The organism is Streptomyces sp. NPDC097129 (assembly GCF_055668065.1).
In genome coordinates this window covers 84522-111282 of sequence record NZ_JBVOQE010000008.1, presented here as the reverse complement: position 1 = coordinate 111282, position 26761 = coordinate 84522, and the positions used below count along the sequence as shown (strand labels likewise).

Sequence of the window (26761 nt, the reverse complement as noted above, 5' to 3'; positions counted from 1 at the left end):
TGCACTGACACCGGACAAGTCGCCCGGAACAGACACCGATCGCTTCTAAACCGTACGTAACTCATCAGACAAAACCGGACGGATACCGCTCACCTGCACCCTCCCCGAACAGGGGAACCCAGGAAGCCAGTAACATGCGGCGCCATGAGCTCCCCCACTGGGCCCGCGTCCGGCCTGCCTGTACGAATGCCGCGCCCCCGCCAGCCCGGGCGGCACCGCCGACCCGAGCCCCTGGCGGCTCCCGAGGGCGCGCCCGCGCTCGTCCTCGCGGTGCCGGGCACGACCGGCGCCGCCACGCGCAGCCTCGCCGAGGAGGTCGTGAGCATCGCCCGCTCCGAGCTGCCCGGCCTGGACGCGCGGATCGGGTACGTGGACGGCGACGACGCGGAGTTCCCGACGCTGCAGTCGGTGCTCGTGTACGCCGCGGAGGAGCGCACCGCCCGCTACGAGCAGGCGCTCGCAGCGGGGCTCGAGGTCAAGGAGCCCGAGGGCCCCGTCGCGGTCGTCGTGCCGCTGCTGGCCGGCCCGGACAACGCGCTGCTGCGCCGCATCCGGCAGGCCCTGATGGACAGCCGGGTCGCCGCCGAGCTGACCGACGTGCTCGGCCCGCACCCGCTGCTCGCCGAGGCGCTGCACGTGCGCCTGTCGGAGGCCGGTCTGGCCCGCGCCGACCGTGCCCGGCTGTTCACCGTGGCGACGGCCGCGGACGGCATCATCCTCGCGGCCGTGGGCGGCGAGGAGGCCGTGCAGGCGGCCGGGATCACGGGCATGCTGCTCGCCGCGCGCCTCGCCGTGCCGGTGATGGCGGCCGCGCTCGACCAGGAGGACTCGATCGCGAACGTCGCCGAGCAGCTGCGGTCCTCCGGGTCCCAGCAGCTGGCCCTCGCGCCGTACCTGATCGGCCCGGAGATCGACGCGTCGCTGGTCGAGGACGCGGCCAAGGAGGCGGGCTGCCCGGCGGCCGAGGCGCTCGGCGCCTATCCGGCGATCGGCAAGCTCGCCCTGGCCAAGTACACGACGGCGCTGGGCATCGCCCCGCAGCCCCAGGGCGCGCCGGTCCTCTGACGCGTACGGCGCCACCACCCGGAGACACCCGGATCGAAGCGAAGGGCCCGTTCCCCACAAGGGAGCGGGCCCTTCGGCGTGCGGTGTCCGACGGCGGTTCCGGACGGTCAGGCGAGGACCACGCAGGACGCCGCCGGGACCGCGATCGAGCCGCCGCGCCGGGGCAGGCCGGTGACCGGATCCACCGGGAACCAGGTCACGTCACCGGAGCGCTCGTTGGCGACGTACAGGACGCCGTCGGCCTCGGTGAGCGCGCGCGGCCAGTGGCCGCCGCAGGGCACCGTGGCGGCGAGCCGCAGCGCCCCGCCGCCGGCCTCCACCGCGAAGACGGACAGCACGTCCTCGCCACGGGTCGCGATCCACAGGAAGCGGCCGTCGGGCGAGGCGACGATCCCGGACGGGTAGGCGTCGCCGGCCGGGGCGAACGGCAGCACGGGCGTCTCGGCCAGCGGGGTGAGGGAGCCGCCCTCGGCGTTCCAGCGGCAGACGGTGACCGTGGGTGTCAGTTCGTTGGCGACGTAGGCGTATCCGCCGGACGGGTGGAATGCCAGGTGGCGCGGGCCGGAGCCGGGCCGCAGCGCGACCTCCCGGTGCAGTGAGGGGCTGCCGTCCACGAGGGTGCAGATCCGCACCGAGTCCGTGCCGAGGTCGACGCTGACCGCCCAGCGGCCGCTCGGGTCGGGCTGCACCTGGTGGGCGTGCGGGCCCTGCTGGCGCTTGCTGTGCGGTCCGGAGCCGGTGTGCCGCAGCACACCGGAGGCGCGGGGCGCGAGGGTGCCGTCGGCGCGCACGGGGACGGCGGTGACGCTGCCGGAGCCGTAGTCGGCGGTCAGGACGTGGCCGTCGTACAGGCTGAGAAACGTGGGGCCGCCGCCGACCGGGACGCGGGGGCCGGCCTGCTCGGGTTTGCCGCCGTCCACCCGGAACGCGGCGACCCCGCCCTCGGAGGTCTCGCTGACCGCGTAGAGCGTGCGGCCGTCGGGCGACAGGGCCAGGTAGGAGGGGTCGGGCAGGCCGTCGACGCTGCTCAGGACCGTGAGGGCGCCGCCGTCGGCCGCGACGGCCGCCGTGAGGATGCCGGGGCCGACGGCCGCCGTGAACGACCCGATGAACGCCCGCCGCGCGCTGTCCGCCACCGCTGTCCCCTCTCGTCACCCAGTGCCGGGTGCGACGCTAGCAGCCGACCGGCCGGTCTAGACCAAGGCAGCTCAGGTGCGGCGGACGAAAAGCAGCGGGGTGTACAGGAGTGGGAAGACCACCGCACGCATCCGATGTGACGGCCCCAGGGCCGCCGCGAGTGGCCGTGGGCCGGGGCGGCACCGCTGCGGAGCCCGGTTGCCGGGTCGGCCGCGGCGGGCTTCGGTTCAGCGCTGGAGCGGCCCCGCGGCCCGGGCGACCGCGCTCACGCGCCCACCAGCGGTGAGCCCGACGGGGCCCGCAACGGGGTGGCCAGTTCGGCGAGGGCGCGCTCCAGGCCGTGGAGGTGGGCGAGGGCGGCCGGTCCGGTGGCCGGGGGGTGGGCGGAGACGGCCAGTTCGCGGGCCTCGCCCTCGGTCAGCGCCTCCACCGCGGCCTGCACCCGCCAGCACGCGGCGGCCAGCCGGGCGTCGTGGGAGGCCTCGGGGTCGGCGGCCACGGCGACCAGTCCGCGGATCTCGCGGGCGCAGTCGTCGAGCAGGGCGAGCACGGCGCCGGCCCGCCGCTTGCGGCCGCGCATCGGGTTCAGCGGGTGCACCAGCGGCGCGACGGACAGCCGGACCCGGCCCAGCAGCTGCTCCAGCTCGGCCACCCGCGGCGCCGGGTCGGCGTCGGGCGTGCCGGCGAGTCGCGCCGCGGCCTCGGCGGTGCAGGTGTGGACACAGCGCAGGGCACGCTGGATCCAGGCGTCGGTGACGGCGTGCGTGGTCACCGGCAGCACGAACAGCACCGCGAGTACGGCGCCGAGCGCCCCCACGGCGGTCTCCGTCAGCCGCAGCGCCAGCAGCCCGGGGGTGAGGACGCCGAGGAGGCCGTAGAGCAGCTCGGCGAGCAGCGTCACGCAGAGCATCATCCAGGTGTAGGAGACGGCCGCCGTGTAGAAGATGCCGAAGACGCAGGCGGCGACGAGGACGGCCGTGAGGACGGGCGCCCCGTGCACGGGGACGGCGACGAGCAGGCCGAGTCCGATGCCGATGACGGTGCCCAGCACGCGGCGGAAGCCGCGCACCAGGGTCTCGCCGCGCGAGGTGGTGTTGACGAAGACCCACCAGGTGGCGCCGACGGCCCAGTACCAGCGTTGTCCGCTGACCAGCTGGCCGACGACCAGGGCGAAGCCGGAACCGGCGAACGCCTGGACGGCCTGCCGGGTGCTCACCCGGGCCAGTACCCCGCCGCCCGGCGGGGCGGGCACCGCGGCCGGGGGCAGACGGCGCTCGTAGCACCACAGCCCGAAGCGCACCGCCGCCGCGGACGCCACGGAGAGCAGCAGCGACGCGTACAGCTCGGGCAGCTGTCCCGGCCCGGCGTGCAGGAACTGCGCGATGAAGAACATCATGAACGCGAACACGCCGAGGCTGTGGCCGCGCGGCCCCCACCGGCGCGCGTACACGCCGGCGCCGACCACGGCGAGGAACGTGACGTCGCGCAGGACGGGCAGGTCGTGCAGTACGGCGGCCGCCGTGAGCACCGGCAGTCCGGCGACCGGCAGCAGGGCGGTGGTGACCGCCTGCCGGCGCACGGTGGGGTCGGCGACCGTGAACAGGGCGAGCAGAGCGGCGAGCCCGCCGGTGACGGCGCCGGGGAGGGAGTGTCCGGCCACTCCGCACACGACGACGGCCAACGTGACGCCGAGCACGGCCCGGGTCGCGAAGCGCAGCCGCGTCCGCCCCGGGTCCGGAGCCATGAACACCCTCTTCAGCACTGTCTACCGCCCCCTTGGCACACTCGCACGAAAAAGGCGCCGCGGAGGTCCGCAGCGCCATCGACCTCACTATGAGAGCATCAATTCCGCCGCTGGCTCAAGTCTCCTCATCCAAGCTGGGCCAATGGCTCAGGAAACTCGGCGGCCTTTCGGCCGTTTCCGGGCCAACGGACCAGCTCCCGCGGACGGCTCGGCCGCCGCCCCGCTGAGCCATTGGTACAGTCGGCGGTGATCAATGCGCGACCTGGAAGACCGGTGGGACCATGACCGTGGACGAGCTCGACACCCGCATCCTGCGGCTGCTGCTCGAGCAGCCCCGCACCAGCGTGCGCGAGTACGCCCGCATCCTCGGTGTGGCCCGTGGCACGCTCCAGGCCCGGCTGGACCGGCTGGAACGGGACGGCGTGATCACCGGCACTGGACCGGCCCTCTCCCCCGCCGCGCTGGGTCACCCGGTGCTGGCGTTCGTGCACATCGAGGTCACGCAGGGGCATCTCGACGACGTGGGTGACGCCCTGGCGGCCGTACCGGAGATCGTCGAGGCGTTCTCGATCACCGGCGGCGGGGACATGCTCACCCGGGTGGTGGCGCGCGACAACGCGCACCTGGAGGACGTGATCCAGAAGGTGATCAGTCTGCCCGGCGTGGTCCGCACCCGCACCGAGGTGGCGCTGCGCGAACGCGTCCCGCACCGCCTGCTGCCCCTGGTGGAGTCGATCGGGCGCCAGACGGCGCAGTGAGAACGCCGGACGACCCAGCTGCACAGTGGTGACGTAGGTCGGCGCCTGGTACGGCGTCGGGTGTCCGTCGGCGTCTGGTGAACCAGCAGGTGTGCCTTCGCAGTTGCGGAAAAGGCGGCGGCGCAACTCGTCAGTACCGTTGACGCCTCCCTCCCCCACCTCTACCGTCTGGTCGACCTTCCGTACGACGTTCGTGATGTCGAACACTCGCACACTCGGAGGAGCACATGGCCCCGCCCCTCACCCGACGGACCCTGCTGCGCACCGCCGTACTCGCCGCGACCGCGTCCGGGCTGACGGAGGTGACGACCGGCGGGGCGGACGCGGCGCCGTTGGCCGCCCCCGGCGCCCGGGCGCTGCACCCCTTCGCGCTCGACGAGGTCGCCCTCGGGCCCGGACTCTTCGCCGGCAAACGGGAGTTGATGCTGCAACACGCCCGCGGCTACGACGTGAACCGGCTGCTGCAGGTCTTCCGCGCCAACGCCGGACTGTCCACGCGCGGCGCGGTCGCCCCCGGCGGGTGGGAGGGCCTGGACGGGGAGGCGAACGGCAATCTGCGCGGGCACTACACCGGGCACTTCCTGACCATGCTGGCGCAGGCCTGCGCGAGCACGGGCGAGCCGCTGTTCGCGGACCGGATCCGCACCATGATCGGCGCGTTGAGCGAGGTGCGTGAGGCGCTGCGGCACGACCCCGCGGTGCTGAGCGTGGAGGGCCGGTTCGGGCCCGCCGCGGAGAACGTCCGCGGGTCCTGCCAGTACATCGAGCTGCCGCAGCGGCTCCTCGGCGGCGCCGGCGAACTCACCCTCGCCGCCTGGGTGAAGCCCACCCACGACGCCGCCTGGGCCCGCGTCCTCGACTGCGGCGACGACACCACCCGCTATCTGTACCTGGCCGCCCGCACCGCCGAGGGGGTGCCCCGGTTCGCGATCACCACCAGCGGACCGGGCGGCGAGCAGGGGCTCACCGGCACGGCGGCGCTCCCGCTGAACCGGTGGAGCCATGTGGCGGTCACCCTCGGCGGCGGCACGGGCACGCTCTATGTGGACGGGACCGCGGTGGCCCGGAACACGGCCATGACCCTCACGCCCGCCGCCCTCGGCGCGCTCGCCCATCACTGGCTCGGGCGTTCCGCCTTCGCCGCCGACCCCGTCTTCGCCGGTGCGTTCGGCGGCCTCGACGTGTGGTCACGGGCGCTCGGCGCGGACGAGATCGCCGCCTTCCAGCACCGCCGCGGCTCCGGTGACCTCGCCTCGTACGCCTTCGACGAGCAGACGGGCGGGACCTTCGCCGACGCCTCCGGGCGCGGACTCACCGCCACCCTGCGCCGCACCTGGGGCGGGCCCAGCCACCCCGGGTTCCTCGCGGCGTACCCCGAGACCCAGTTCATCCTGCTGGAGTCGATGACCCGCAGCGACTACACGAGGGTGTGGGCGCCCTACTACACCGCGCACAAGATCCTGCGCGGGCTGCTCGACGCGCACCTCGCCACCGGCGACGCCCGCGCGCTCGACCTCGCCGCCGGGATGGGCGACTGGATGCACAGCCGCCTGTCGAAGCTGCCCGCCGCCACGCTCCAGCGCATGTGGGGGATCTTCTCCAGCGGCGAGTTCGGCGGCGTCGTGGAGGCGGTCTGCGATCTGCACGCCCTCACCGGCCGCCCCGAACACCTCGCGCTGGCCCGGCTGTTCGACCTGGACCGGCTCATCGACGCGTGCGCGGCGGACACCGACGTCCTCGACGGACTGCACGCCAACCAGCACATCCCGATCTTCACCGGGTATCTCAAGCTGTACGAGGCGACGGGTGAGGAGCGCTATCTGAAGGCCGCGCGCACCTTCTGGCGCATGGTCGTACCGCACCGCATGTACGCGATCGGCGGCACCAGCACGGGCGAGTTCTTCAGGGCCCGGGACGTCATCGCGGGCACGCTCGCCGCCACCACCGCCGAGACGTGCTGCGCGTACAACATGCTGAAACTGAGCCGGGCGCTGTTCCTGCACGAGCAGGACCCGGACCATATGGACTACTACGAGCGCGCCCTGTACAACCAGGTGCTCGGCTCCAAGCAGGACCGGCCCGACGCCGAGAAGCCGCTCGTCACCTACTTCATCGGGCTGACACCCGGCCATGTCCGCGACTACACCCCGAAGCAGGGCACCACCTGCTGCGAGGGCACGGGCATGGAGAGCGCCACCAAGTACCAGGACTCGGTGTACTTCGCGCAGGACGACGACAGCGCCCTCTACGTGAACCTCTACAGCCCGTCCACGCTGACCTGGGCGGCGCGCGGCGTGACCGTCACGCAGGTCACCGGCTTCCCGGTCGAGCAGGGCAGCACGCTGACCGTGCGCGGCCGCACCGCCGCCTTCGCGCTGCGGCTGCGGGTGCCGGGGTGGGCGACGGCCGGCTTCCGGGTGACGGTCAACGGCCGCCCGGTGAACGGCACTCCGATGCCGGGCAGCTACTTCACGGTGGCGCGGACCTGGCGGGACGGGGACGTGGTCCGGGTGGCGATGCCGTTCCGGCTGCGGGTGGAGCGGGCCCTCGACGACCCGGCCCTGCAAGCGCTGTTCTACGGCCCGGTCAACCTCGTCGGACGCGACCCGGCCACCTCCTACCTGGAGCTCGGGCTGTACGGCAACGCGGCGCTGTCCGGCGACCTGCTGCCGACGTTCACGCCCGTGCCCGGGAAGCCGCTGCACTTCACGCTGGGCGACACGGAGTTCGCGCCCTTCCACGAGGGCACCGAGGACCCGACGCACGTCTACATCCGGCGGGTCGAGCCCCGGGTGGTGTTCGGCGGAACCGACTCGGGCGTGGCCAACCCCGCGCGGGCGGACGGCGGCACGCTGCTCGACGAGGTGTGGGCCGGGGCGCCCTTCGCCGGGAAGGGCGCGCTGGTGGCTCGGGTGCGGTCCGTGGTGGACGCCTGGGTCGCCGACGGGCTGCTCGGGCGGGCCGACGGCGAGGCGGTGGTGCGCACGGCGCGGTCGGCGTCGTACGCACGCTGAGCGGGGCGTGTTCCTAGGAGCGGCGGCGGGGCTTGCCTGCGCTGCCGCGCCGGCCGGCGGTCCTGGCGCCGCCGCTGCGGGAGCCGCCGCTTCGCGCACCCCCGCTCTTGGCGCCGCCGGCGGTGGCTTTGCGGTCACCGCCCCCGGCGGCCTTCCGTCGCTCGCCCTTGGCCGCCGGCTGAGAGGGCTGCTGCGCGGCCTGCTGGGTGCGGCCGCGGCCCCGGGTGCTGTTGACCGTGCGGCCGCGCACGATGCCGATGAACTCCTCGACCAGGTCGGTCGTGGCCTCCTCCGGCCAGGACAGGACGACGCTCGACTGCGGCGCGTCGGTGACCGGACGGTAGGTGAGGTCCCGGCGGTGGTGCAGCCGGGCCAGCGACTGCGGCACGAGCAGCACCCCGATCCCGGCCGCCACCAGCTCGATCGCGTCCTCGGTGGTCTCCGGGCGCTGGAAGGCGGGCTCCCCGGGCGGCGCCTCCTCCCAGCCGAGGACGTCGTCGAGGGGGTGCAGTACGACCTCGTCGGCGAGATCACCGAGGGTGACCTCGTCGGCGGCGGTCACCACGTGGTCCTTGGGGACCACGACGACCGTCGTCTCGGTGTAGAGGGGGATCGCGCTGAGGAACGTCCGGTCCACCGGCAGCCGCAGCAGGCCGATGTCGGCGCCCTGCTCGCGCAGCACATCCGAGGCTTCGGCGGCCGGGACCTGCGACAGGACGAGGGGGACGTCGGGCAGGCGCTCGTTCCAGACCCGCGCCCACTTCGCGGGCGTCACCCCCGGGACGTAGGCGAGCCGGAACGATGGGGAGTCTTCGGAGCCTGTCACGCCCGCAAGGCTACCGGCTGTGGTCGGAGCTCTCCGCCCGGGCGGATAGTCTGGACTGCATGAAGTCGCAGCAGAACACCCAGACGATGAAGCCGGCCACGGCGGCGAAGAAGCTGGGTGTGTACCTCCCCGCCACCCCCCAGGAGTTCCAGGAGGGTGTCGTCTCACGCGCCGAGTTCGACGAGCTCCAGGCCAACCCGCCGGAGTGGCTGCGCGAGCTGCGACGCAACGGCCCGCACCCGCGTCCCGTGGTCGCGGCGAGGCTCGGCGTGTCCAACGCCGGTCTCGTGCGCGCGGGGATCACCGGCGCCCTCACCACCGAGCAGATCGAGGAGCTCCGGCAGGAGATGCCCGAGTGGCTGGTGAAGGAGCGCGCCACCCAGGCCGAGGTGCGCAAGGAGGCGGCCCGGCTGAAGGAGCGCGACGCGGAGCGGGCGCAGCAGGGGAAGTGAGCCCCGGGGCGGCAGCCCCACAACCCGGTGCGGCGGCTCGCGGAACTCTGCGATCATGCCGCGACGCGTGACACCCTCGACGTCGGCCCCGTGACACCGGAAGGTGTCACGGGGCCTTGTCGGTCCGGCGGCGTTGCGGGTGCCCCCGGCCTCAGCCGATCACCACGAGCAGGTCGCCGCCCTCCACCTGCTGCACCCGGTTGATCGCCAGCCGGGACACGGTGCCCGCCTTGGCGGCGGTGATCGAGGCCTCCATCTTCATCGCCTCGATGGTGGCGACCGTGGCGCCCGCCTCCACCTGATCGCCCTCGGCGACGGAGAGGGTGACGACGCCCGCGAAGGGCGCCGCGACATGCCCGGCGTTGGCGCGGTCGGCCTTCTCGGTGACCGGGATGTCGGCGGACGCGGCGACGTCGCGGACCTGGATCGGCCGCAGCTGGCCGTTGAGCGTGGACATCACCGTGCGCAGGCCCCGCTCGTCGGCCTCGCCGATCGCCTCCAGACCGATGAGCAGCCGCACACCGGGCTCCAGGTCGACGGCGTACTCCTTGCCCGGGCGCAGGCCGTAGAAGAAGGCCTTGCTGTCGAGGATGCTGGTGTCGCCGTAGGAGTGGCGGTGTGTTTCGAACTCGCGGGTCGGAGCGGGGAAGAGGAGCCGGTTCAGGGTGGCACGGCGGTCCTTGGCCAGGCCCTCGCGGTCCTCGGCGGACAGCTGCGGCGCCGGCTTGGCCTCGGCACGGCCCTTGAGGGCCTTGGTGCGGAAGGGCTCCGGCCAGCCGCCGGGCGGGGTGCCCAGCTCGCCGCGCAGGAAGCCGATCACCGAGTCCGGGATGTCGAAGCGGTCCGGGGACTCCTCGAACTCCTTGGGGTTCACGCCGGCGCCGACCAGGTGCAGGGCGAGGTCGCCGACCACCTTGGAGGACGGGGTGACCTTGACCAGGCGGCCCAGGATGCGGTCGGCGGCCGCGTACATCGCCTCGATGTCCTCGAACCGGTCGCCGAGGCCGAGCGCGACGGCCTGGGTGCGCAGGTTGGACAGCTGGCCGCCGGGGATCTCGTGGTCGTAGACGCGCCCGGTCGGGGAAGCGAGGCCCGCCTCGAAGGGGGCGTAGATCTTGCGGACGCTCTCCCAGTACGGCTCCAGGTCGCCGACCGCCTTCAGGTCGAGGCCGGTGGGCCGCTCGGAGTGGTCGGTGGCGGCGACGATCGCCGACAGCGACGGCTGCGAGGTGGTGCCCGCCATGGAGGCCACCGCCCCGTCGACGGCGTCCGCGCCGGCCTGGATCGCGGCGAGGTAGGTGGCGAGCTGGCCGCCGGCGGTGTCGTGCGTGTGCAGGTGGACCGGCAGGTCGAACTCGCGGCGCAGCGCGGAGACGAGCTGCGCGGCGGCCGGGGCGCGCAGCAGGCCCGCCATGTCCTTGACGGCCAGGATGTGGGCGCCGGCGTCGACGATCTGCTCGGCGAGGCGCAGGTAGTAGTCGAGGGTGTAGAGGCGCTCGCCGGGGTCGCTGAGGTCGCCGGTGTAGCACAGGGCGACCTCGGCGATCGCGGTGCCGGTCTCGCGGACGGCCTGGATGGCGGGGCGCATCTGGCCGACGTCGTTGAGGGCGTCGAAGATGCGGAAGATGTCGATGCCGGTGGCCGCGGCCTCCTGCACGAACGCGTCGGTGACCTCGGTCGGGTACGGGGTGTAGCCGACGGTGTTGCGGCCGCGCAGCAGCATCTGCAGACAGAGGTTGGGCACGGCCTCGCGCAGGGCGGCCAGCCGCTCCCACGGGTCCTCGGCGAGGAAGCGCAGCGCGACGTCGTAGGTGGCGCCGCCCCAGCACTCCAGGGACAGCAGCTCGGGCAGGGTGCGGGCGACGACCGGGGCGACGGCGAGGAGGTCCTTGGTGCGCACCCGGGTGGCGAGCAGGGACTGGTGGGCGTCGCGGAAGGTGGTGTCGGTGACGCCGAGGGCCGGGGAGGCGCGCAGCCAGCGGGCGAAGCCCTCCGGGCCCAGCTCGGTGAGCTTCTGCTTGGAGCCGGCGGGCGGCTCCGCCGCGGGCAGCGCGGGCAGCTTGGTCACCGGGTCGATCAGCTCGGGCCGTTCGCCGTGCGGCTTGTTGACGGTGACGTCGGCGAGGAAGGTGAGCAGCTTGGTGCCGCGGTCGGCGGAGTGGCGGGAGGTGAGCAGGTGCGGGCGCTGCTCGATGAACGACGTGGTGACGTTGCCGTTCTGGAAGTCCGGGTCGTCGAGGACGGCCTGCAGGAAGGGGATGTTGGTGGCCACACCGCGGATGCGGAACTCGGCGACCGCGCGCCGGGCCCGGTTGACGGCGGTGGTGAAGTCGCGGCCCCGGCAGGTCAGCTTGACCAGCATGGAGTCGAAGTGGGCGCTGATGTCCGTGCCGGCGTGGGTGGTGCCGCCGTCGAGACGGATGCCGGAGCCGCCGGGCGAGCGGTAGGCGCTGATCCGGCCGGTGTCGGGGCGGAAGCCGTTGGCGGGGTCCTCGGTGGTGATGCGGCACTGCAGGGCGGCCCCGCGCAGGGTGACCGTGTCCTGGGACAGGCCGAGGTCGGCGAGGGTCTCGCCGGCGGCGATGCGCAGCTGGGACTGGACGAGGTCGACGTCGGTGACCTCCTCGGTGACCGTGTGCTCGACCTGGATGCGCGGGTTCATCTCGATGAAGACGTGCCTGCCCTGGCGGTCGAGGAGGAATTCCACGGTGCCGGCGTTGCGGTAGCCGATGTGCCGGGCGAACGTCACGGCGTCGGCGCAGATCCGCTCGCGCAGCTCAGGGTCGAGGTTGGGCGCGGGCGCCAGCTCGATGACCTTCTGGTGGCGGCGCTGCACCGAGCAGTCGCGTTCGAAGAGGTGGATGACGTTGCCGGCGCCGTCGGCGAGGATCTGCACCTCGATGTGGCGGGGCTCGACTACGGCCTGCTCCAGGAAGACCGTCGGGTCGCCGAACGCGGACGCGGCCTCCCGGGAGGCGGCCTCGATGGACTCGCGGAGGTGGGCGGGGTCCTCGACGCGGCGCATGCCGCGCCCGCCGCCGCCGGCGACGGCCTTGACGAAGACGGGGAAGCCGATGTCCTCGGCGGCGCGGACGAGTTCGTCGATGTCGTTGGAGGGCTGCGAGGAGCCCAGGACGGGCACGCCGGCCTCGCGGGCGGCGGCCACGGCGCGCGCCTTGTTGCCGGTCAGTTCGAGGATCTGGGCGCTCGGGCCGACGAAGGTGATGCTCGCTTCCTCGCAGGCGCGCGCCAGCTCGGGGTTCTCGGACAGGAAGCCGTAGCCGGGGTAGACGGCGTCGGCGCCGGCCAGCCGGGCGGCGCGGATGATCTCGTCGACGGAGAGATAGGCCCGCACCGGATGCCCGGGTTCACCGATCTCGTAGGCCTCGTCGGCCTTGAGCCGGTGCAGCGAGTTGCGGTCCTCGTGCGGGAAGACGGCCACGGTGCGCGCGCCGAGTTCGTATCCGGCCCGGAAGGCGCGAATCGCGATCTCGCCACGGTTGGCGACCAGTACCTTGCGGAGCATCCCCGATCCCTTCGGCCTGCGGGTGAGTCACACCATGGTCGCGGCAACCGCCCCGGCTGGCCATGAGACGCGGGTCACTCACCCCGGCGGCAGGCCCGTCTGGCCCTGCAGTCGTTCCAGGTCGGCGGGGCGGACCTGGATCGCGATGAGGGCGATCAGCGCGGCGAGCACGGCGAAGATCGCGGCGACGACGAACGCGGCCGACGCGCCGGAGGTGAGGATCTCGTCGGACCAGGGCTTGGGCAGCAGTCCGGTGCGCTGGAAGCGCAGCCGTTCCAGGGGGGTGGCCTGGGACAGGAAGCGCGGGATCTGTTTGTGCGCCTCGTCGGTGCTGGCCGTGCCGAACAGGGTGACCAGGATGGACAGGCCGAGGGAGCCGCCGACCTGCTGGGTGGCGTTGAGCAGCCCGGAGGCCGCGCCGGTCTCCCGGGGGGACACGTTGGACAGGGCCATCAGGGTCAGCGACACGAATTCCATGCCCATGCCCAGGCTGAAGACGAGCATCGGGCCGAGGATGCTGCCCGCGTACGTGGAGTGCACGTCGGTCAGCGTCAGCCAGGCGAGGCCCGCCGCCGCGAGGATCGCCCCGGTCACCATGAACGGCTTCGGCCCGAACCGGGGCAGGAATCGTGAGGCGAGTCCCGCGCCGACCGCGATGACCGCGCTGACCGGCAGGAACGCGAGTCCGGCCTGCAGCGGGCTGAAGTTCAGCACGTCCTGCACGAACAGCGTGAGGAAGAAGAACATCCCGAAGATCGCCGCGGCCAGGCACAGCATGATGCCGTAGGTGCCCGCCCGGTTGCGGTCGGCGAACATGTGCAGCGGGGTGATCGGTTGCCTGGACCGCCGTTCGATCAGCACGAACCCCACGAGGACGACGACCGCGGCGGCGAACGAGGCCAGCGTGAAGGGGTCCCGCCAGCCCTCCTGGGCAGCCCGGATGAAGCCGTACACCAGCAGGACCATGCCGGCGGTGGAGGTCAGCGCGCCGGCGACGTCGAAGTGCCCGGGGTGGCGTTCGGACTCCCGGATGAAGCGGGGGGTGGCGAGGATGATGAGCACGCCGATGGGCACGTTGACGAACAGCACCCAGCGCCAGTTCAGCCACTCCACGAGGATGCCGCCCATGAGCAGGCCGATGGCGCCGCCGCCCGCGGAGACCGCGGCGAACACGCCGAAGGCCCGGTTGCGGTCCGGTCCCTCCTTGAAGGTGGTGCTGACCAGGGACAGCGCGGTCGGGGAGGCGATGGCCCCGCCGACGCCCTGCAGGGCGCGGGCGGCGAGCAACTCGCCGGGGTTCTGGGCGAGGCCGCCGAGGAGGGAGGCGACCGCGAACAGGCCGACGCCGAACATGAAGACGCGCCGTCTGCCGAGGATGTCGCCGGTGCGGCCGCCGAGCAGCAGCAGACCGCCGAAGGTGAGGGTGTAGGCGTTGACCACCCAGGCCAGGCTGGTGGTGGAGAAGTTCAGCGCGCTCTGGATGTGCGGCAGGGCGATGTTCACGATGGTGATGTCGAGGACCACCATCAGCTGGCAGGAGGCGATGACCAGCAGGGCCATCGCGTTGCCGCCGCCGCCCCGCCGGTCGGTGGCGGGCTGCGTCGCGGAGATCGGTTGCGGGCTGGTGCTCATAGTTGCCCCAGGGTGCCGGGTCCGTGGTCGACGCTACGCCCGGGTCAGCGGGGCCACCACTCGACCGGGCGTGCCACGTCAGCCGGTGACAGCGGCCGTACGCAGGGTGCCGGATCCCGGACCGGGCACCGGCACGGTGAGCACATGGGTCTGCCATGCGGGCAGGTCGATGTGGAGGCCGGCGTCGGCCAGTTCGTCGCCGTCGCGGTCGTAGGACCGGCCGGTGAGCAGGTCCGTCAGGCGGTGACCGGTGCCGCGCAGGTCGTCCCAGGGGAGGCGGACGCGGCCCTGTGCGGGGTGGTCGGAGTGGTTGACGACGACGAGGTGGCGGGCGTTCGGGGCGGTCCAGCTCCAGGGGAGCAGGGCGCGGTGGTTGTCGTTGTCCGGCCGGCCGGTGGTCTCCAGCAGGCGCCAGTCGCCGCGGCGTACCGCGGCCGCGGCCGCAAGGAGCCGGTCGTAGAAGGCGCGCAGGTCGTCGTCGGGTGGTTCGGCGGGGCGGCGGGTGAGGAACACGGGAAGCCGCGTGCGGCGGCCCTCGAACTGGCCCTCGTGCCACAGGGTCGCGCCGGGCAGGGTGGCGACGGTGACGGCCGCCGCGCGGGCGCGGGCGCCGGGCAGGGCCGCGGCGGCGCGGGGTTCGTCGTGGTTCTCCAGGAAGCGGACGAGGCCGCGCTGGTAGCCGAGCCCGGCGCGCAGATGGGCGCGGACGGCGTCGGCGTCCTCGTGGACGAGGCGGTCGTAGAGCCGTTTGTCGTAGGCGTGGTCGAAGCCCTGCTGCTGGAGGAGGTACTCCATGTCCCAGTAGGCCTCGGCTACGAAGAGCATCCGCGGGTGGCGGGCGCGTACCCGTGGGATCACGTACGGCCAGAAGTCCTCGGCCGGCACGGGGCCCGCGCGCTCGCCCCAGGTGCGGGCGAACACCTCGTTGGTCATGAGCATCGCCATGTCGCAGCGCACGCCGTCCGCCTGGTCTCCGATCGCGATCAGCGTCTCGACGGCGGCGTCCCGCAGCCCGGCGCTGAACGCGTTGAGCTGGACGACGTCGGGCCAGGGCGGGAAGTAGGGGTCACGGCCACGGGCGTAGACGCGTCCGGCGGCCCGGACGTAGGCGTCGGGCGCGTGGGCGAGGTCGTCGGCGGTGCCCTGGATCAGGCAGCCGGGGCGGGTGGCGGTCCAGGGGTGGTCGGGGGCGACGTGGTTGGGGACGTGGTCGAGGAGCAGCTTCAGGCCCCGCGCGGCGAGCTGGGCGCGGGCCTCGGCCAGTGCGCCGGGGCCGCCGAGTCGGGCGTCGGCGGTGTAGTCGCGTACGCAGTAGGGGGAGCCGGCGATGTCCGCCTCGGTGAGGCCGGGCAGGGCCGCGCGGAAGGAGGCGCGCAGGCCGGGGTCGCGCAGGGCGAGGGCGAGACCGGCCGGGCTGCGCAGCCACACGCCCATCAGCCACACCGTGTCGACGCCGGGCCGGGCGAGGGCGTCCCAGTCCTCGCCGGGCACATCGCCGAGGGTGACGGGGCGGCCGTACCGCTCGCTCAACTCGTCCAGCCACACCAGGGTGTTGATCTCGTACACGACCGTCATGCGAGCGGCTCCTCGGGCTTGAGCGAGTCCCGGCCGCCAGGGTGCCACGCGTCGGCGCCGATGGGTACGGCGATGGGTACGGCCCCCAGTGCCGCCGGGGCGCCTGGCGCCAAGCCGGCCTCGGCGAACCGCCGGTGTCCGGGTCCGGCGCTTCGATGGTCGTCGCGCCGCACTTCCCCAGCCTCGGGCATGCCGGCCGGCCCCGCCATCACGGCGGAGCCGGCCGGTCACCCTCCGAAAAAAAGGGGGGCGGCGCCGGACGTCAGACGTCGTTCGGCGTGCGGTGGCCCTTGACCGCGGCGCGGCTGGTGGCGAGGTGGTTCAGGACCAGGGACTCGACGCGGGTGACGTCGCGGTCGGCGATGGCCTGATAGAGGGTCTCGTGTTCCTCGGCGATGCCGAGGAGGTCGTCGTGCTGGCCGAGCAGCCAGCGCACCCGGCTGCGCATGACGCGTTCCAGCTCGCTCAGCAGCTCGTTGGCGGCCAGCCAGATCACCGTCTGGTGGAAGTCGGCCGCGGCCCGGCGCGCGCTGACGGCGTCGCCGGCCCGGGCCGCCGCCAGTTCGCGGTCGAGGTCGGTGCGCAGCCGCTGCAGCCCCTCGCGGGTGTGGCGCTGCGCGGCGAGCCGGAAGGCCAGGGTCTCCAGGACGCCGCGCACCTCGTCGAGGTCGGCCAGGTCGGACGGGGTGAACTCGCGGACCACCGCCCAGCTGCGCGGCCGCGGGGTGACCAGGCCCTCGGCGACGAGCGTCTTGAGGGCGTCGCGGATGGGCAGCCGGCTCACGCCCAGGGACTCGGCGAGCTCCCGCTCGACCAGCCGGCTGCCCGGCTTCCGCACCCCGTCGAGGATCTCGTCCCGCAGCTGCCCGGTCACGCGCTCCGACTCGGGCGTGAACCCCTCTGACCCCGTCATGGTCGTCCTTCTCTCGTCACGTCCCCGGCGGCCCGCCGGCGCTGTGCGGGTGCCAGTGGGCCGGGGGACCAAGCCACAGTGACCTTAGCCGGTGGCGAGGAAGGGGCGAGCGGAGGAAGGGTCGAGCGGGGGTCAGCAGGCCTTCGGCGGCCAGTTGGCGATGAGCTTGGGGCGCGGGCGGGCGTAGGTGCGCACCTTCGACGTCCTCAGGCCCAGGCGGACCAGTGACTCGGCGACGGTGACGGCCGCCGCCACGCCGTCCACGACGGGGACCCCGGCGCGTTCCACGACGCGCTCGGCGAGGCCCGCCATACCGCCGCAGCCGAGGCAGATCACCTCCGCCCGATCGTGCTCGACGGCGTGCACGGCCTGCTCGGCGATGGCGTCCACGGCCACCTTCTCGTCCTCCTCCAGGTCCAGCACGGCGAGCCCGCTGGCCCGCACGGAGGCGCAGCGCGCGTTCAGCCCGGCCGCGTGGAGACGCTCCTCGATGAGCGGGACCGTGCGGTCGAGGGTGGTGACCACGGAGTAGCTGCGGCCGAGGAACTGGGCGGTGCTCGCGGCCGCCTCCGTGATGTCGACGACCGGCACGTCGAGCAGCTCCTGCAGCCCCTCGCGGCCGTGCTCGCCGTATCCGGCCTGGATGACGGCGTCGTAGTGGCCCTCGTAGGCGCGCACGGTCTCCATCACGGCGATGGCGGCGAGGTAGCTCTCGTAGTTGCCCTCGACCGACTCCGCGCCGAACGCCGGGGTCAGCGGGACGATCTCGGTGCCGGGCGAGGCCGCGGCGGCCGCCGTCCGGCCGATGGCGTCGGTGATGGACTGCGTGGTGTTGACGTTGACGACGAGGATGCGCATGGGTCGGCTTTCTGCGTGGCGTGGCTGACTCGGCCCGGGCCGGCTCACTCGGCGGCGACGGCGATGGCCTCGCCGTCGACGTCCCGGGCGGCCGCGGACCGGTCCGCGATGACGGCGTACAGGGCGGCGGCGAGGAGTGCGCCGATGAACCACGAGAACCCGGCCGCGGAGTGGAAGAAGGGCACCAGGGCCACGGTGACGGCGATGGCCGCGCTGGGCAGGAAGGCGGCGACGGCGCGCGGGTTGTAGCCGCGCCGGTAGTGGTAGTCGCCGCCGGCGTCCTCGGTGTACAGGTGGGGCACGTTGACCCGGGAGCGACGCAGCAGCCAGTAGTCGGCCATGACGACGCCGAACAGCGGGCCGAGGAGCGCGCCGAGGCCGCCGAGGAAGTAGTTGACGACGACGGGGCTGTTGTAGAGGTTCCAGGGGGTGATGATCAGGCCGAGGACCGCGCTGACCAGGCCGGCCTTGCGGAAGTCGAGGCTGCGCGGGAAGAGGCTGACCAGGGCGTAGATCGGGGCGACGAAGTTGGCCAGCAGGTTGACGGCCACGGTCAGGGCGATCAGCGCGAGGGAGGCGACGGCCAGCAGGGCCATGTTCGGGATGGTCCGCACGATGTCCGTCGGGCTGGTGATGATGTGCCCGTCGAGCTTGAACTGGGCGCCGCTGAGGACCGAGACGATCACGGCGAAGAAGAGCATGTTCACCGGGATGCCGATGACGTTGCCGCGCACGATGGCCCCGCGGGTGCGGGCGGAGCGGGTGAAGTCGCAGAAGTTCAGGACGAACGTGCCGTAGATGACGACCCACAGCGCGGCGGCCTGGAAGACCTGGAGCCACATCGCGCCGCCGGTGAGCGGGTCGCCGTCGGACAGGGAGATCGATCCGCCGGCGCGGAAGAACATCCAGGCGGCGAGGGCGCACATGGTGATCAGGGTGGTGGGGGCCGCGAACGCCATGTAGCGGCGGATCATCTGCATGCCGTAGCTGACGATGAGGACCTGCAGGCCCCACAGCGCCAGGAAGGTGATCCAGCCGAGGGTGGACTGGCCGAGCAGGGAGTCGTCGTCGAGCCGGCCGAGGCCGGGGAACATCGCGACGAGCAGGGTGCTCAGCACGGAGGAGGCGAGATAGGTCTGGATGCCGAACCAGGCGATGGCGACCAGACCGCGCACACCGGCCGGGATCTTCGCGCCGTGGATGCCGAAGGCGATGCGGCTCATGACCGGGAAGGGCACGCCGGTCTTGTGTCCCATGAAGCCGGACAGGGTGAGCAGCAGGAACAGCAGCAGGGAGGCGAGCGCGAAGGCGGCCAGGATGCCCCACACGTTCAGGCCGAGCGCGAACAGCCCGATGGCGAAGGCGTAGTTGCCGAGGCTGTGCACGTCGTTGGCCCACAGGGTGAAGACGTTGTAGGCGCCCCAGCGGCGCCCTTCCTTCTTCGTGGGGGCGAGATCGTACGTGTAGAGACCAGGGCTGGGAGTGCTGCTGGTCTCCACGGACGACCGGTTGTCCAGCGCGGTCATACGGGACTCCGGGAGGGGGAGGGCGGGAACTGTCAGAGGTTTCCACAAAGTGGAAGTTAACTTCCGCGCCAATGAACGTAGTTTTCGCCGAAGACCACCGTCAAGAGGTGGGGCGGAACTTGACGAACTGGTTCTTACCGGATGAAAAAGGGCAGCGCGAAGGGGCCTGCACGGGAGGGCTCGTGCAGGTCGATTCGCGCTGCCGCGGAAGGTGACTCACGCTGCGGCTGACGTAGTTGACGTGGCGTCAGGTCAGGCGGCCGGCTCGGGCCACCACCCGGCCGCCGTGCACCACGGCCTCCCTGGGCGGCAGATCGACCAGGACCTGTGGCCCCCAGTTCCTCGTCGAGGCGGACCCGGTGCCGCGTCGGTGGCGGGGTCAGACGGGTCGGCCCGCGTGGACGACCCGTGTGGGACGGGTGAGGAGCGTCAGGTCGGCCAGCGGGTCACCGGCCAGCAGGACGGCGTCGCCCGCGAAGCCGGGGGCCAGCCGGCCGACGGCGCCCTCCAGCCCGAGCAGCCGGGCCGCGTTCGTCGTCGCCGTGCGGATCGCGTCCAGCGGCGTGAGGCCCGCGCTGTGCATCAGGACGACCTCGCCGCCGACGGGGTCGACCACGCCGCCGGAGGAGTCGGTGCCGGCGGCCAGCGGTACGCCGAGCGCGTGCGCGGTCCGCACCGCCTCCTTCAGCACCGGCAGGAACGTGCGGCCCCGCTCGTCGAGCACCGGGTTCGGGTCGCCCACCATGCCGGCGATGGCGGTGAGGGTGGGCGTGAAGTACGTCCCGCGGCGCGCCATGTCGTACAGCGTGCGTTCGGCGACGAACACCCCGTGCTCCAGTGAGCGGATGCCGGCGCGCACCGCGTCGTCGCAGCCCTTGGCGCTGTAGCTGTGGCACAGCACTCCCCTGCCGCCGCGCCGTGCGGCCGCGACGACCTCGGCGAGCTGCTCGTAGGAGTAGACCTGGGTGAGCGGGTCCTGTTCCGCCAGCCCGGCGCGCTCATTGACGCGGGTCTTGATCACGTCGGCGCCGCGGGCGAGGTTGACCTCGACGACGCGCCGCAGCGCCTCGGCGGAGCGCACGCCGTCCGAGAGCGCGGTCAGGGGCGCCAGTTCGGGGTCGGCGAGCACCGACTCGCCGAGGTCGGGAGTGACGAAGACGCCCGCGGCGGTGAGCCGCGGCGCCCGGGTGGGCAGCCGGCGGGCGAGTTCGCGGACGGCGATGTCCTGGAAGAAGGTGGCGGAGCCACTGCGGGCGCTGGTGGCGCCGTGCGTCAGCGCGGCGCGCGCCTCGGTCACGGTCTGGAGGTGGATATGGGCGTCGACCAGGCCCGGCAGCACCCAGTGGCCGTGCGCGTCGAGCCGTGGCAGCCCGGCGGGGACCGACGTCTTGCCGCGCCGCCCGGCCCACCGCACCCTGCCGCCGCGGATCACGACGACGGCGTCCTCGGTGACTTCGCCGGTGGCCGGGTCCAGCAGCGTGCCGCCCTCGATCACCAGGTCACCGGCGGTGCCCGGCTCCGGCCGGTCCGCCGGGCGGGCAGCCGCCTCGGGTGCCGCGCCGGCGAGGACGGTGGCCGTCCCGGCGAGTGCCGCGGCACCCGCGAGCACACCGCGTCGGGTGAGCCGGCTGGGGGGCGGGGGGACGGACTCCAGACACATGAGACGCTCCTGAGACCTGGGCGGGCGTTCAACAGGTCTCCGTTTTGTATACCAAAATTCGACTGCACCACAAGGGTTCTTGTCCGACAGGACAGGTGCAGCCGAGATTTGGTATCCAATTTTCTACGCCGCGACCAGGACCTCCGTTCAGCGCGCGGGACGTGTCAGCGTGGCGGTGAACTTGTAGCGCGAGCCGCGGTAGACCGAGCGGACCCACTCCACCGGCCTGCCCTCCGCGTCACGGGAGTGACGGGACAGCAGCAGCATCGGCAGGCCGACGTCCGTGGCGAGCAGCCCGGCCTCGCGCGGGGTGGCGAGCGAGGTCTCGATCGTCTCGTCGGCCTCCGCGAGCCGCACGCCGTACTGCTCGGCGAGGGCCGTGTAGAGGGAGGTGTACTTCGCCAGGTTGCGGCGCAGTCCGGGGAAGCGGCGGTCCGGCAGATGGGTCGCCTCGATCGCCATCGGCTCATCGCTCGCGAGCCGTAGCCGCTCCACCCGCAGAACGCGTTCGCCGGCCGTCACATCGAGCAGTCCGGCCAGCGTGGCGTCGGCGCTGACGTAACCGATGTCCAGCACCCGGGAGGCGGGGCGCATGCCCTGGGCCTCCATGTCCTCGGTGTAGGAGGTCAGGTCGAGCGTGCGGTACACCTTGGGGCGCGCGACGAACGTGCCCTTGCCCTGGACGCGGTCCAGCCTGCCCTCGCCGACCAGCTCCTGCAGCGCCTTGCGGACGGTGGTGCGGGAGGTGCGGAAGTCCAGGGCGAGCAGCCGTTCCGCCGGCAACGGCGCGCCGGGCTGCCGCGCCTCGGTCATCTCCAGCAGCCTTTTTTTGATCCGGTAGTACTTCGGCACCCGCGCGGTGCGGTCCGGCCCTCGCCGCTCCCCCTGGGCACTGCTGACGTCGGTGCTCATGACCCGCCTTCCCGGCTCCGGTGCCCGATACGGCCGACGGCAGCGGGCCGCTCGGCGGTTCTCCGTTATAGCGACGTATCGACACTTGGTCTAGTCCAAGCCGGGTTGCGGCGGTGCGGTGCGGCGGCCGGTGACGTTCCGGTCACGACGGACATCGCCTCCCTGAACACCCCTTGACAGCCCCATAGGTCTAGGCCAAGCTCGCGGTGCTGGTCTACACCATTGGGGCCAGGTTCCCCAGCCCGCCGTGCAGGAGTGCCGGTTTCCGCAGGTCACCGCCGAGGGCGTGGGTGAGAGGTATTCCTTAGGAGGGGTGGCGTGAAGCTCAAGCTGGTTGCCGCGATCGGTATCGCGGGCATGATGATGTCCATCGCGGCGTGCGGGGGCGACAGCGGCGACAACGGCAAGGACGCCGGGCAGGACAGCTCCAAGGGCCAGACCCTGGTCGTGTGGACGATGGACGGCTCGGCCCCGGCCCAGTGGACCAAGGACGTGCAGGCGGCCTTCGAGGCGAAGACCGGCGCCAAGGTCAAGTTCGAGACCCAGAAGTGGGACGGGATCCAGCAGAAGATCACCACCGCGCTGTCGGAGTCCACCCCGCCGGACGTCATCGAGGTCGGCAACACCCAGACCCCGGCCTACGCCGCCACCGGTGGTCTCGCCGAACTCGGCGACGTGAAGCAGGCGATCGGCGCCGACTGGACCCCGGCCGTCTCCGCCTCCTCCGTCTACGAGGGCAAGCAGTACGCCGCCCCCTGGTACTTCGCCAACCGCATCGTCATCTACAACAAGAAGATCTGGGCCCAGGCCGGCATCAAGGACACGCCCAAGACGCGGGACGAGTTCTTCAAGGACCTGGAGACCATCGGCAAGAAGACCGACGCCGAGCCGATCTACATGCCCGGCCAGAACTGGTACTTCCTCGACGGCCTGATCATCGGTCAGGGCGCCGACCTGGTGAAGAAGGACGGCGACAAGTACGTCTCCAACCTCGGCGACCCGAAGGTCGGTGCGGCCATGGAGATCTACAAGAAGTACGCCTCCTACTCCAAGGCCCCCAAGGACAAGGACGAGGCCACCCCGCAGCAGGCCGAGGTGTTCGCCAAGGGCAAGACCGGCGCGTTCATCGGCATGGGCTGGGAGGCGGGGACCGCGGTCACGGCCAACAAGGCCATCGAGAAGGACCTCGGCTACTTCACCATCCCGGGCGCCACCGCCGGGAAGCCCGAGAGCGTCTTCCTCGGCGGGTCCAACCTCGCCGTCGCCGCCGGCAGCAAGAAGCAGACGCTGGCCAAGGAGTTCCTGAAGCTCGCCCTGTCGGACAAGTTCGAGGGCGAGCTGACCAAGCTCAACGGCATCGTGCCGAACAAGCAGTCCCTGCAGAGCAACCTGCAGGGCAACGCCGTCGCCGAGGCCGCCGCGCCGGCCGCGGCCGTCGGCGGCACCACGCCGCTGATCCCGGAGTGGGCTGCGGTGGAGAACACCCCGAACCCGATCAAGAGCTACATGACGGCGGTCCTCAACGGCAAGGCCCCTGCGGACGCGGCCAAGGACGTGGAGTCCGAGATCAACAAGCGCCTGTCCCAGAAGAACTGACGGGCGGTCGAGGGGGCGGGGGCGGACGCCCCGCCCCCGTACCCACTTGTGTTGTTCGTACGGCCACGGAAGAGACGGCAAGTCATGCCAGTGCAGACCGAAGGCACGGACACGGCCGGGGGGCCCGGCGTCCGTAAGGCCCAGGCTCCCTCGCCCCCGCGTGACGGGACAGGCACCACCGGGCCCGCACGCGGCCGGCGGAACGCCGCCCCCTACCTGCTCCTGCTGCCCGCGCTGCTCGCCACCCTGATCCTGCTCGGCGTGCCCCTGGTGAAGAACGGCATGCTGTCGTTCCAGAACCTCAACCCGCGCCAGCTGATCCTCCACCTGACCGAGTGGAACGGCTTCGACAACTACCGTGACGTCCTGACCGGTTCGGACTTCTGGCGGGTCGTCAAGCGCTCGGTGCTCTTCACGCTCGCCAATGTCGTGCTGATCATGCTGCTGGGCACCCTGACCGGCCTTCTGCTGGCCCGGCTCGGCAAGAAGATGCGGCTGCTGCTCCTGCTCGGCCTGGTCCTCGCCTGGGCGATGCCCGTCATCGCCGCCACCACCGTCTACCAGTGGCTGTTCGCCCAGCGCTTCGGCGTCGTCAACTGGGTGCTGGACAAGCTCGGCTGGCACTCGATGGCCGACTACAACTGGCTCGGCACACAGTTCTCGACGTTCTCCGTGATCACACTGCTGATCGTGTGGCAGTCCATCCCGTTCGTGGCGATCAACCTCTACGCCGCCACGACCACCATCCCGCGCGAGCTGTACGAGGCGGCCTCCCTGGACGGCGCCGGCAGCTGGAAGAGCTTCACCTCGGTGACGTTCCCCTTCCTGCGGCCCTTCCTGTACTCGACCACGTTCCTCGAGGTCATCTGGGTCTTCAAGGCGTTCCCGCAGGTCTTCGCGATGAACGAGGGCGGCCCGGACCGGCTGACGGAGACCCTGCCGGTGTACGCGTTCGTCGAGGGCGTCGGCAACCAGCACTTCGGCATGGGCGCCGCCATCTCTTTCCTCACCGTGCTGGTCCTGCTCGCCCTCACCTCGTACTACCTGCGCATGGTGCTCAAGCAAGAGGAGGGCGACCTGTGAAGCGCTCGATCTTCGGCCGCATCTGGCCCAACGCGACCGCCGTCATCCTCTTCGTGGGTTTCGCGTTCCCCGTCTACTGGATGTTCGCCACGGCCCTGAAACCGACCGGCGACATCATCGCCGAGGACCCGGTGTGGTTCCCGACGGACATCACGTTCGCGCACTTCGGCAAGGCCGTGCACGCGGACCACTTCTGGACGCTGGTGCGCAACTCCGTCACCGTCACGGTGCTCGCGGTGGTGCTGTCGCTGGTCATCGCCCTGTTCGCGTCCTTCGCCCTCGCGCGGATGCGGTTCAAGGGGCGCGGCGTGTTCGTCGTGACCTTCATGCTGGCGCAGATGGCGCCCTGGGAAGTCATGATCATCGCCAACTACATGCTGGTGCGGGACAGCGACATGCTCGACAGCCTGGTGCCGCTGACCGTCTTCTACATGATGATGGTGCTGCCGTTCACGATCCTGACGCTGCGCGGCTATGTGGCCGCCGTGCCGAGGGAGCTGGAGGAGTCCGCGATGGTCGACGGCTGCACCCGCGCCCAGGCCTTCGTCAAGGTGATCTTCCCGCTGCTCGCGCCCGGCCTGATGGCCACCTCGCTGTTCGGCTTCATCACCGCCTGGAACGAGTTCCCGCTGGTCCTGATCCTCAACAAGAGCATCGAGAAGCAGACGCTCCCGCTGTGGATCTCCCAGTTCCGTACCGCCTTCGGTGACGACTGGGGCGCCACGATGGCCGCCTCCACGCTGTTCGCCCTCCCGATCCTGGTCCTCTTCGTCTTCCTGCAGCGCAAGGCCGTCAGCGGCCTCACCGACGGCGCCGTGAAGGGATAACGCCCGATGACGACATTCACCAGCACCGCGTCCGGCAGCGGCTCCGCCGCGGGCGACACCGTCACCCGCGACGCGCTCGCCGTGCTGCAGCCCGGCTTCGCCGGCACGAGCGCGCCGGACTGGGTGCGCCGCCGGCTCGGCGAAGGCCTGGTCTCCGTAGGCCTGTTCGGCCGCAACGTCACCACCGCCGCGCAGGTCGCCGAGCTGACCACGCAGCTGCGGGCCGAGCGCGACGACGTGCTGGTCGCGATCGACGAGGAGAGCGGCGACGTCACGCGCCTGGAGGTGCACACCGGCTCCTCGTTCCCCGGCAACAACGCCCTCGGCGCGGTCGACGACACCGAGCTGACCCGGGGCGTGGCCCGCGAGCTGGGCCGCCGGCTCGCCGCGTGCGGCGTCACCTTCAACTGGGCGCCGTCCGCCGACGTCAACGCCAACCCCGACAACCCGGTGATCGGCGTGCGTTCCTTCGGCGCCGATCCCGACCTGGTGGCCCGGCACACGGCCGCGTACGTCGAGGGCCTGCAGTCGGCGGGCATCGCCGCCTGCACCAAGCACTTCCCCGGCCACGGCGACACCGGCGTCGACTCACACCTCGCCCTGCCGCGCATCGACGTCGACGCGGCCACCCTGCACGCACGGGAACTGGCGCCCTTCCGCGCGGCGATCGCGGCCGGCACGCGCGCCGTGATGAGCGCCCACATCCTGGTTCCGGCCCTCGACCCGGAGCACCCGGCCACCCTGTCCCGCCCCATCCTGACCGATCTGCTGCGCGGCGAACTCGGCTACCAGGGCCTGATCGTCACGGACGGCATGGAGATGCGCGCCATCTCCGGCACGTACGGCATCGAGCGGGGTACCGTCCTCGCCCTCGCGGCGGGCGCGGACGCGATCTGCGTCGGCGGCGGGCTGTGCGACGAGGACATCGTGCTGCGGCTGCGGGACGCGCTCGTGGCCGCCGTACGCTCCGGGGAACTGCCCGAGGAACGGCTGGCCGACGCGGCCGCCCGGGTGCGGGAGCTGGCCCGGTGGACCACGGAGGCGGCCCGCGAGGCGCACCCCGGGACGGAATCCGACGCGGAGATCGGCCTCACGGCGGCCCGCCGCGCGATCACCGTGACGCGGGGCACGGCCGACGCGGGTCCGGTGTCCGAGCCGGTGTACGTGGCCACGTTCAGCCCGGCGCCCAACATCGCCGTCGGCGACGAGACGCCGTGGGGCGTCGGCGCCGAGCTGGCGCGTCTGCTGCCCGGCACCGCGACGGGTGTGTTCACCGGTGACGGCGCGGGCGAGGCGGCGCTCGCCGCGGCGCGGGGCCGGCGGCTGGTCGCCGTGGTGCGCGACGAGCACCGGCACGCGTGGATGGGGTCGGCCCTGGACGCCCTGCTCGCCGAGCGTCCCGACACGATCGTGGTGGAGATGGGCGTCGCCCAGGCCACCGCGCGCGGCGCCCTGCACCTCGCCACCCACGGCGCCGCCCGGGTGTGCGCGATCGCGGCGGCGGAACGCATCACCGGGGTCTGACCGTCCGCGCCTGGATTACCGGCCGGCGCCGTCCGCCCGTGGAAGCACCGGCCGGGGGCCGCGACGGGCCGCCTCTGGAGCACCGGCCGGCGGCCTGCGACGGGCCGCCCGCACAGCAAGGCCGTACGGCGGC

General features: G+C 72.5%; 19 protein-coding genes. 8 read left to right on the top strand and 11 right to left on the bottom strand.

Features of this window, described 5'->3' with window-relative positions; all coding sequences use genetic code 11:
• Positions 1–144 precede the first annotated feature (144 nt).
• Positions 145–1065 carry a sirohydrochlorin chelatase gene (locus AC0B9F_RS23145; RefSeq protein ID WP_472005529.1) on the top strand — a complete coding sequence of 307 codons (921 nt, stop codon included), beginning with the start codon at positions 145–147 and terminating at the stop codon, positions 1063–1065.
• A gap of 107 nt (positions 1066–1172) precedes the next feature.
• Here the strand turns inward: AC0B9F_RS23145 and AC0B9F_RS23140 are convergent, their stop codons facing one another.
• Positions 1173–2201: a lactonase family protein gene (locus AC0B9F_RS23140; protein WP_472005527.1), complete on the bottom strand. Its 1029-nt coding sequence runs from the start codon at positions 2199–2201 to the stop codon at positions 1173–1175.
• Positions 2202–2467: 266 nt separating this feature from the next.
• Positions 2468–3964: an FUSC family protein gene (locus AC0B9F_RS23135; RefSeq protein WP_472005525.1), complete on the bottom strand. Its 1497-nt coding sequence runs from the start codon at positions 3962–3964 to the stop codon at positions 2468–2470.
• A gap of 263 nt (positions 3965–4227) precedes the next feature.
• Between AC0B9F_RS23135 and AC0B9F_RS23130 the strand changes: the two genes are divergently transcribed.
• Entirely contained in the window at positions 4228–4704 is a 477-nt protein-coding gene (locus AC0B9F_RS23130; RefSeq protein ID WP_472005523.1) for an Lrp/AsnC family transcriptional regulator, read from the top strand.
• A gap of 227 nt (positions 4705–4931) precedes the next feature.
• Positions 4932–7718, top strand: coding sequence for a beta-L-arabinofuranosidase domain-containing protein (locus tag AC0B9F_RS23125; RefSeq protein WP_472005521.1), 2787 nt, complete (start codon positions 4932–4934; stop codon positions 7716–7718).
• A gap of 13 nt (positions 7719–7731) precedes the next feature.
• On the opposite strand, the gene AC0B9F_RS23120 is transcribed toward AC0B9F_RS23125, so the two are convergent.
• On the bottom strand, positions 7732–8544 hold the full coding sequence (locus AC0B9F_RS23120; RefSeq protein ID WP_472005519.1) for a LysR substrate-binding domain-containing protein: 813 nt from the start codon (positions 8542–8544) through the stop codon (positions 7732–7734).
• A 59-nt stretch (positions 8545–8603) separates the two neighbouring features.
• Between AC0B9F_RS23120 and AC0B9F_RS23115 the strand changes: the two genes are divergently transcribed.
• A complete protein-coding gene (locus AC0B9F_RS23115) occupies positions 8604–8996 on the top strand; it encodes a DUF5997 family protein (RefSeq protein ID WP_472005517.1) in 393 nt (130 codons plus the stop codon).
• Positions 8997–9147: 151 nt separating this feature from the next.
• On the opposite strand, the gene AC0B9F_RS23110 is transcribed toward AC0B9F_RS23115, so the two are convergent.
• The 8 genes from AC0B9F_RS23110 to AC0B9F_RS23075 form a co-directional block, all read right to left on the bottom strand.
• On the bottom strand, positions 9148–12522 hold the full coding sequence (locus tag AC0B9F_RS23110; RefSeq protein WP_472005515.1) for a pyruvate carboxylase: 3375 nt from the start codon (positions 12520–12522) through the stop codon (positions 9148–9150).
• A gap of 78 nt (positions 12523–12600) precedes the next feature.
• Positions 12601–14154, bottom strand: coding sequence for an MFS transporter (locus AC0B9F_RS23105; RefSeq protein ID WP_472005513.1), 1554 nt, complete (start codon positions 14152–14154; stop codon positions 12601–12603).
• A 78-nt stretch (positions 14155–14232) separates the two neighbouring features.
• Entirely contained in the window at positions 14233–15729 is a 1497-nt protein-coding gene (locus tag AC0B9F_RS23100) for an alpha-amylase (RefSeq protein ID WP_472005511.1), read from the bottom strand.
• Positions 15730–15991: 262 nt separating this feature from the next.
• A complete protein-coding gene (locus AC0B9F_RS23095) occupies positions 15992–16642 on the bottom strand; it encodes a GntR family transcriptional regulator (protein ID WP_472005509.1) in 651 nt (216 codons plus the stop codon).
• 132 nt (positions 16643–16774) lie between these two features.
• Complete coding sequence (locus AC0B9F_RS23090) at positions 16775–17500, bottom strand: aspartate/glutamate racemase family protein (RefSeq protein ID WP_472005507.1); 726 nt, start codon at positions 17498–17500, stop codon at positions 16775–16777.
• 44 nt (positions 17501–17544) lie between these two features.
• Positions 17545–19026, bottom strand: a complete 1482-nt coding sequence (locus AC0B9F_RS23085) for an NCS1 family nucleobase:cation symporter-1 (protein WP_472005505.1) — start codon at positions 19024–19026, stop codon at positions 17545–17547.
• A 379-nt stretch (positions 19027–19405) separates the two neighbouring features.
• Complete coding sequence (locus AC0B9F_RS23080) at positions 19406–20686, bottom strand: amidohydrolase family protein (protein WP_472005503.1); 1281 nt, start codon at positions 20684–20686, stop codon at positions 19406–19408.
• 147 nt (positions 20687–20833) lie between these two features.
• Complete coding sequence (locus AC0B9F_RS23075) at positions 20834–21598, bottom strand: GntR family transcriptional regulator (protein WP_472005501.1); 765 nt, start codon at positions 21596–21598, stop codon at positions 20834–20836.
• A 318-nt stretch (positions 21599–21916) separates the two neighbouring features.
• Here AC0B9F_RS23075 and AC0B9F_RS23070 point away from each other — a divergent pair, with 318 nt between their 5' ends.
• The 4 genes from AC0B9F_RS23070 to AC0B9F_RS23055 all read left to right on the top strand — a co-directional run bounded on the left by AC0B9F_RS23070 (position 21917) and on the right by AC0B9F_RS23055 (position 26628).
• A complete protein-coding gene (locus AC0B9F_RS23070) occupies positions 21917–23194 on the top strand; it encodes an extracellular solute-binding protein (protein ID WP_472005499.1) in 1278 nt (425 codons plus the stop codon).
• Positions 23195–23278: 84 nt separating this feature from the next.
• A complete protein-coding gene (locus AC0B9F_RS23065) occupies positions 23279–24277 on the top strand; it encodes a carbohydrate ABC transporter permease (protein WP_472005497.1) in 999 nt (332 codons plus the stop codon).
• On the top strand, positions 24274–25104 hold the full coding sequence (locus AC0B9F_RS23060) for a carbohydrate ABC transporter permease (protein ID WP_472005495.1): 831 nt from the start codon (positions 24274–24276) through the stop codon (positions 25102–25104). Before AC0B9F_RS23065 ends, AC0B9F_RS23060 begins: the two co-directional genes overlap by 4 nt.
• A gap of 6 nt (positions 25105–25110) precedes the next feature.
• Positions 25111–26628, top strand: a complete 1518-nt coding sequence (locus tag AC0B9F_RS23055; RefSeq protein ID WP_472005493.1) for a glycoside hydrolase family 3 protein — start codon at positions 25111–25113, stop codon at positions 26626–26628.
• Positions 26629–26761: the final 133 nt, after the last annotated feature.

What these genes read in the sequence shown, in the direction of transcription:
- AC0B9F_RS23145 (WP_472005529.1), top strand. Translation starts at nt 145, where the DNA reads ATGAGCTCCCCCACTGGGCCCGCGTCCGGCCTGCCTGTACGAATGCCG.
- AC0B9F_RS23130 (WP_472005523.1), top strand. Translation starts at nt 4,228, where the DNA reads ATGACCGTGGACGAGCTCGACACCCGCATCCTGCGGCTGCTGCTCGAG.
- AC0B9F_RS23125 (WP_472005521.1), top strand. Translation starts at nt 4,932, where the DNA reads ATGGCCCCGCCCCTCACCCGACGGACCCTGCTGCGCACCGCCGTACTC.
- AC0B9F_RS23115 (WP_472005517.1), top strand. Translation starts at nt 8,604, where the DNA reads ATGAAGTCGCAGCAGAACACCCAGACGATGAAGCCGGCCACGGCGGCG.
- AC0B9F_RS23110 (WP_472005515.1), bottom strand. Translation starts at nt 12,522, where the DNA reads ATGCTCCGCAAGGTACTGGTCGCCAACCGTGGCGAGATCGCGATTCGC.
- AC0B9F_RS23105 (WP_472005513.1), bottom strand. Translation starts at nt 14,154, where the DNA reads ATGAGCACCAGCCCGCAACCGATCTCCGCGACGCAGCCCGCCACCGAC.
- AC0B9F_RS23100 (WP_472005511.1), bottom strand. Translation starts at nt 15,729, where the DNA reads ATGACGGTCGTGTACGAGATCAACACCCTGGTGTGGCTGGACGAGTTG.
- AC0B9F_RS23095 (WP_472005509.1), bottom strand. Translation starts at nt 16,642, where the DNA reads ATGACGGGGTCAGAGGGGTTCACGCCCGAGTCGGAGCGCGTGACCGGG.
- AC0B9F_RS23090 (WP_472005507.1), bottom strand. Translation starts at nt 17,500, where the DNA reads ATGCGCATCCTCGTCGTCAACGTCAACACCACGCAGTCCATCACCGAC.
- AC0B9F_RS23085 (WP_472005505.1), bottom strand. Translation starts at nt 19,026, where the DNA reads ATGACCGCGCTGGACAACCGGTCGTCCGTGGAGACCAGCAGCACTCCC.
- AC0B9F_RS23080 (WP_472005503.1), bottom strand. Translation starts at nt 20,686, where the DNA reads ATGTGTCTGGAGTCCGTCCCCCCGCCCCCCAGCCGGCTCACCCGACGC.
- AC0B9F_RS23075 (WP_472005501.1), bottom strand. Translation starts at nt 21,598, where the DNA reads ATGAGCACCGACGTCAGCAGTGCCCAGGGGGAGCGGCGAGGGCCGGAC.
- AC0B9F_RS23065 (WP_472005497.1), top strand. Translation starts at nt 23,279, where the DNA reads ATGCCAGTGCAGACCGAAGGCACGGACACGGCCGGGGGGCCCGGCGTC.
- AC0B9F_RS23055 (WP_472005493.1), top strand. Translation starts at nt 25,111, where the DNA reads ATGACGACATTCACCAGCACCGCGTCCGGCAGCGGCTCCGCCGCGGGC.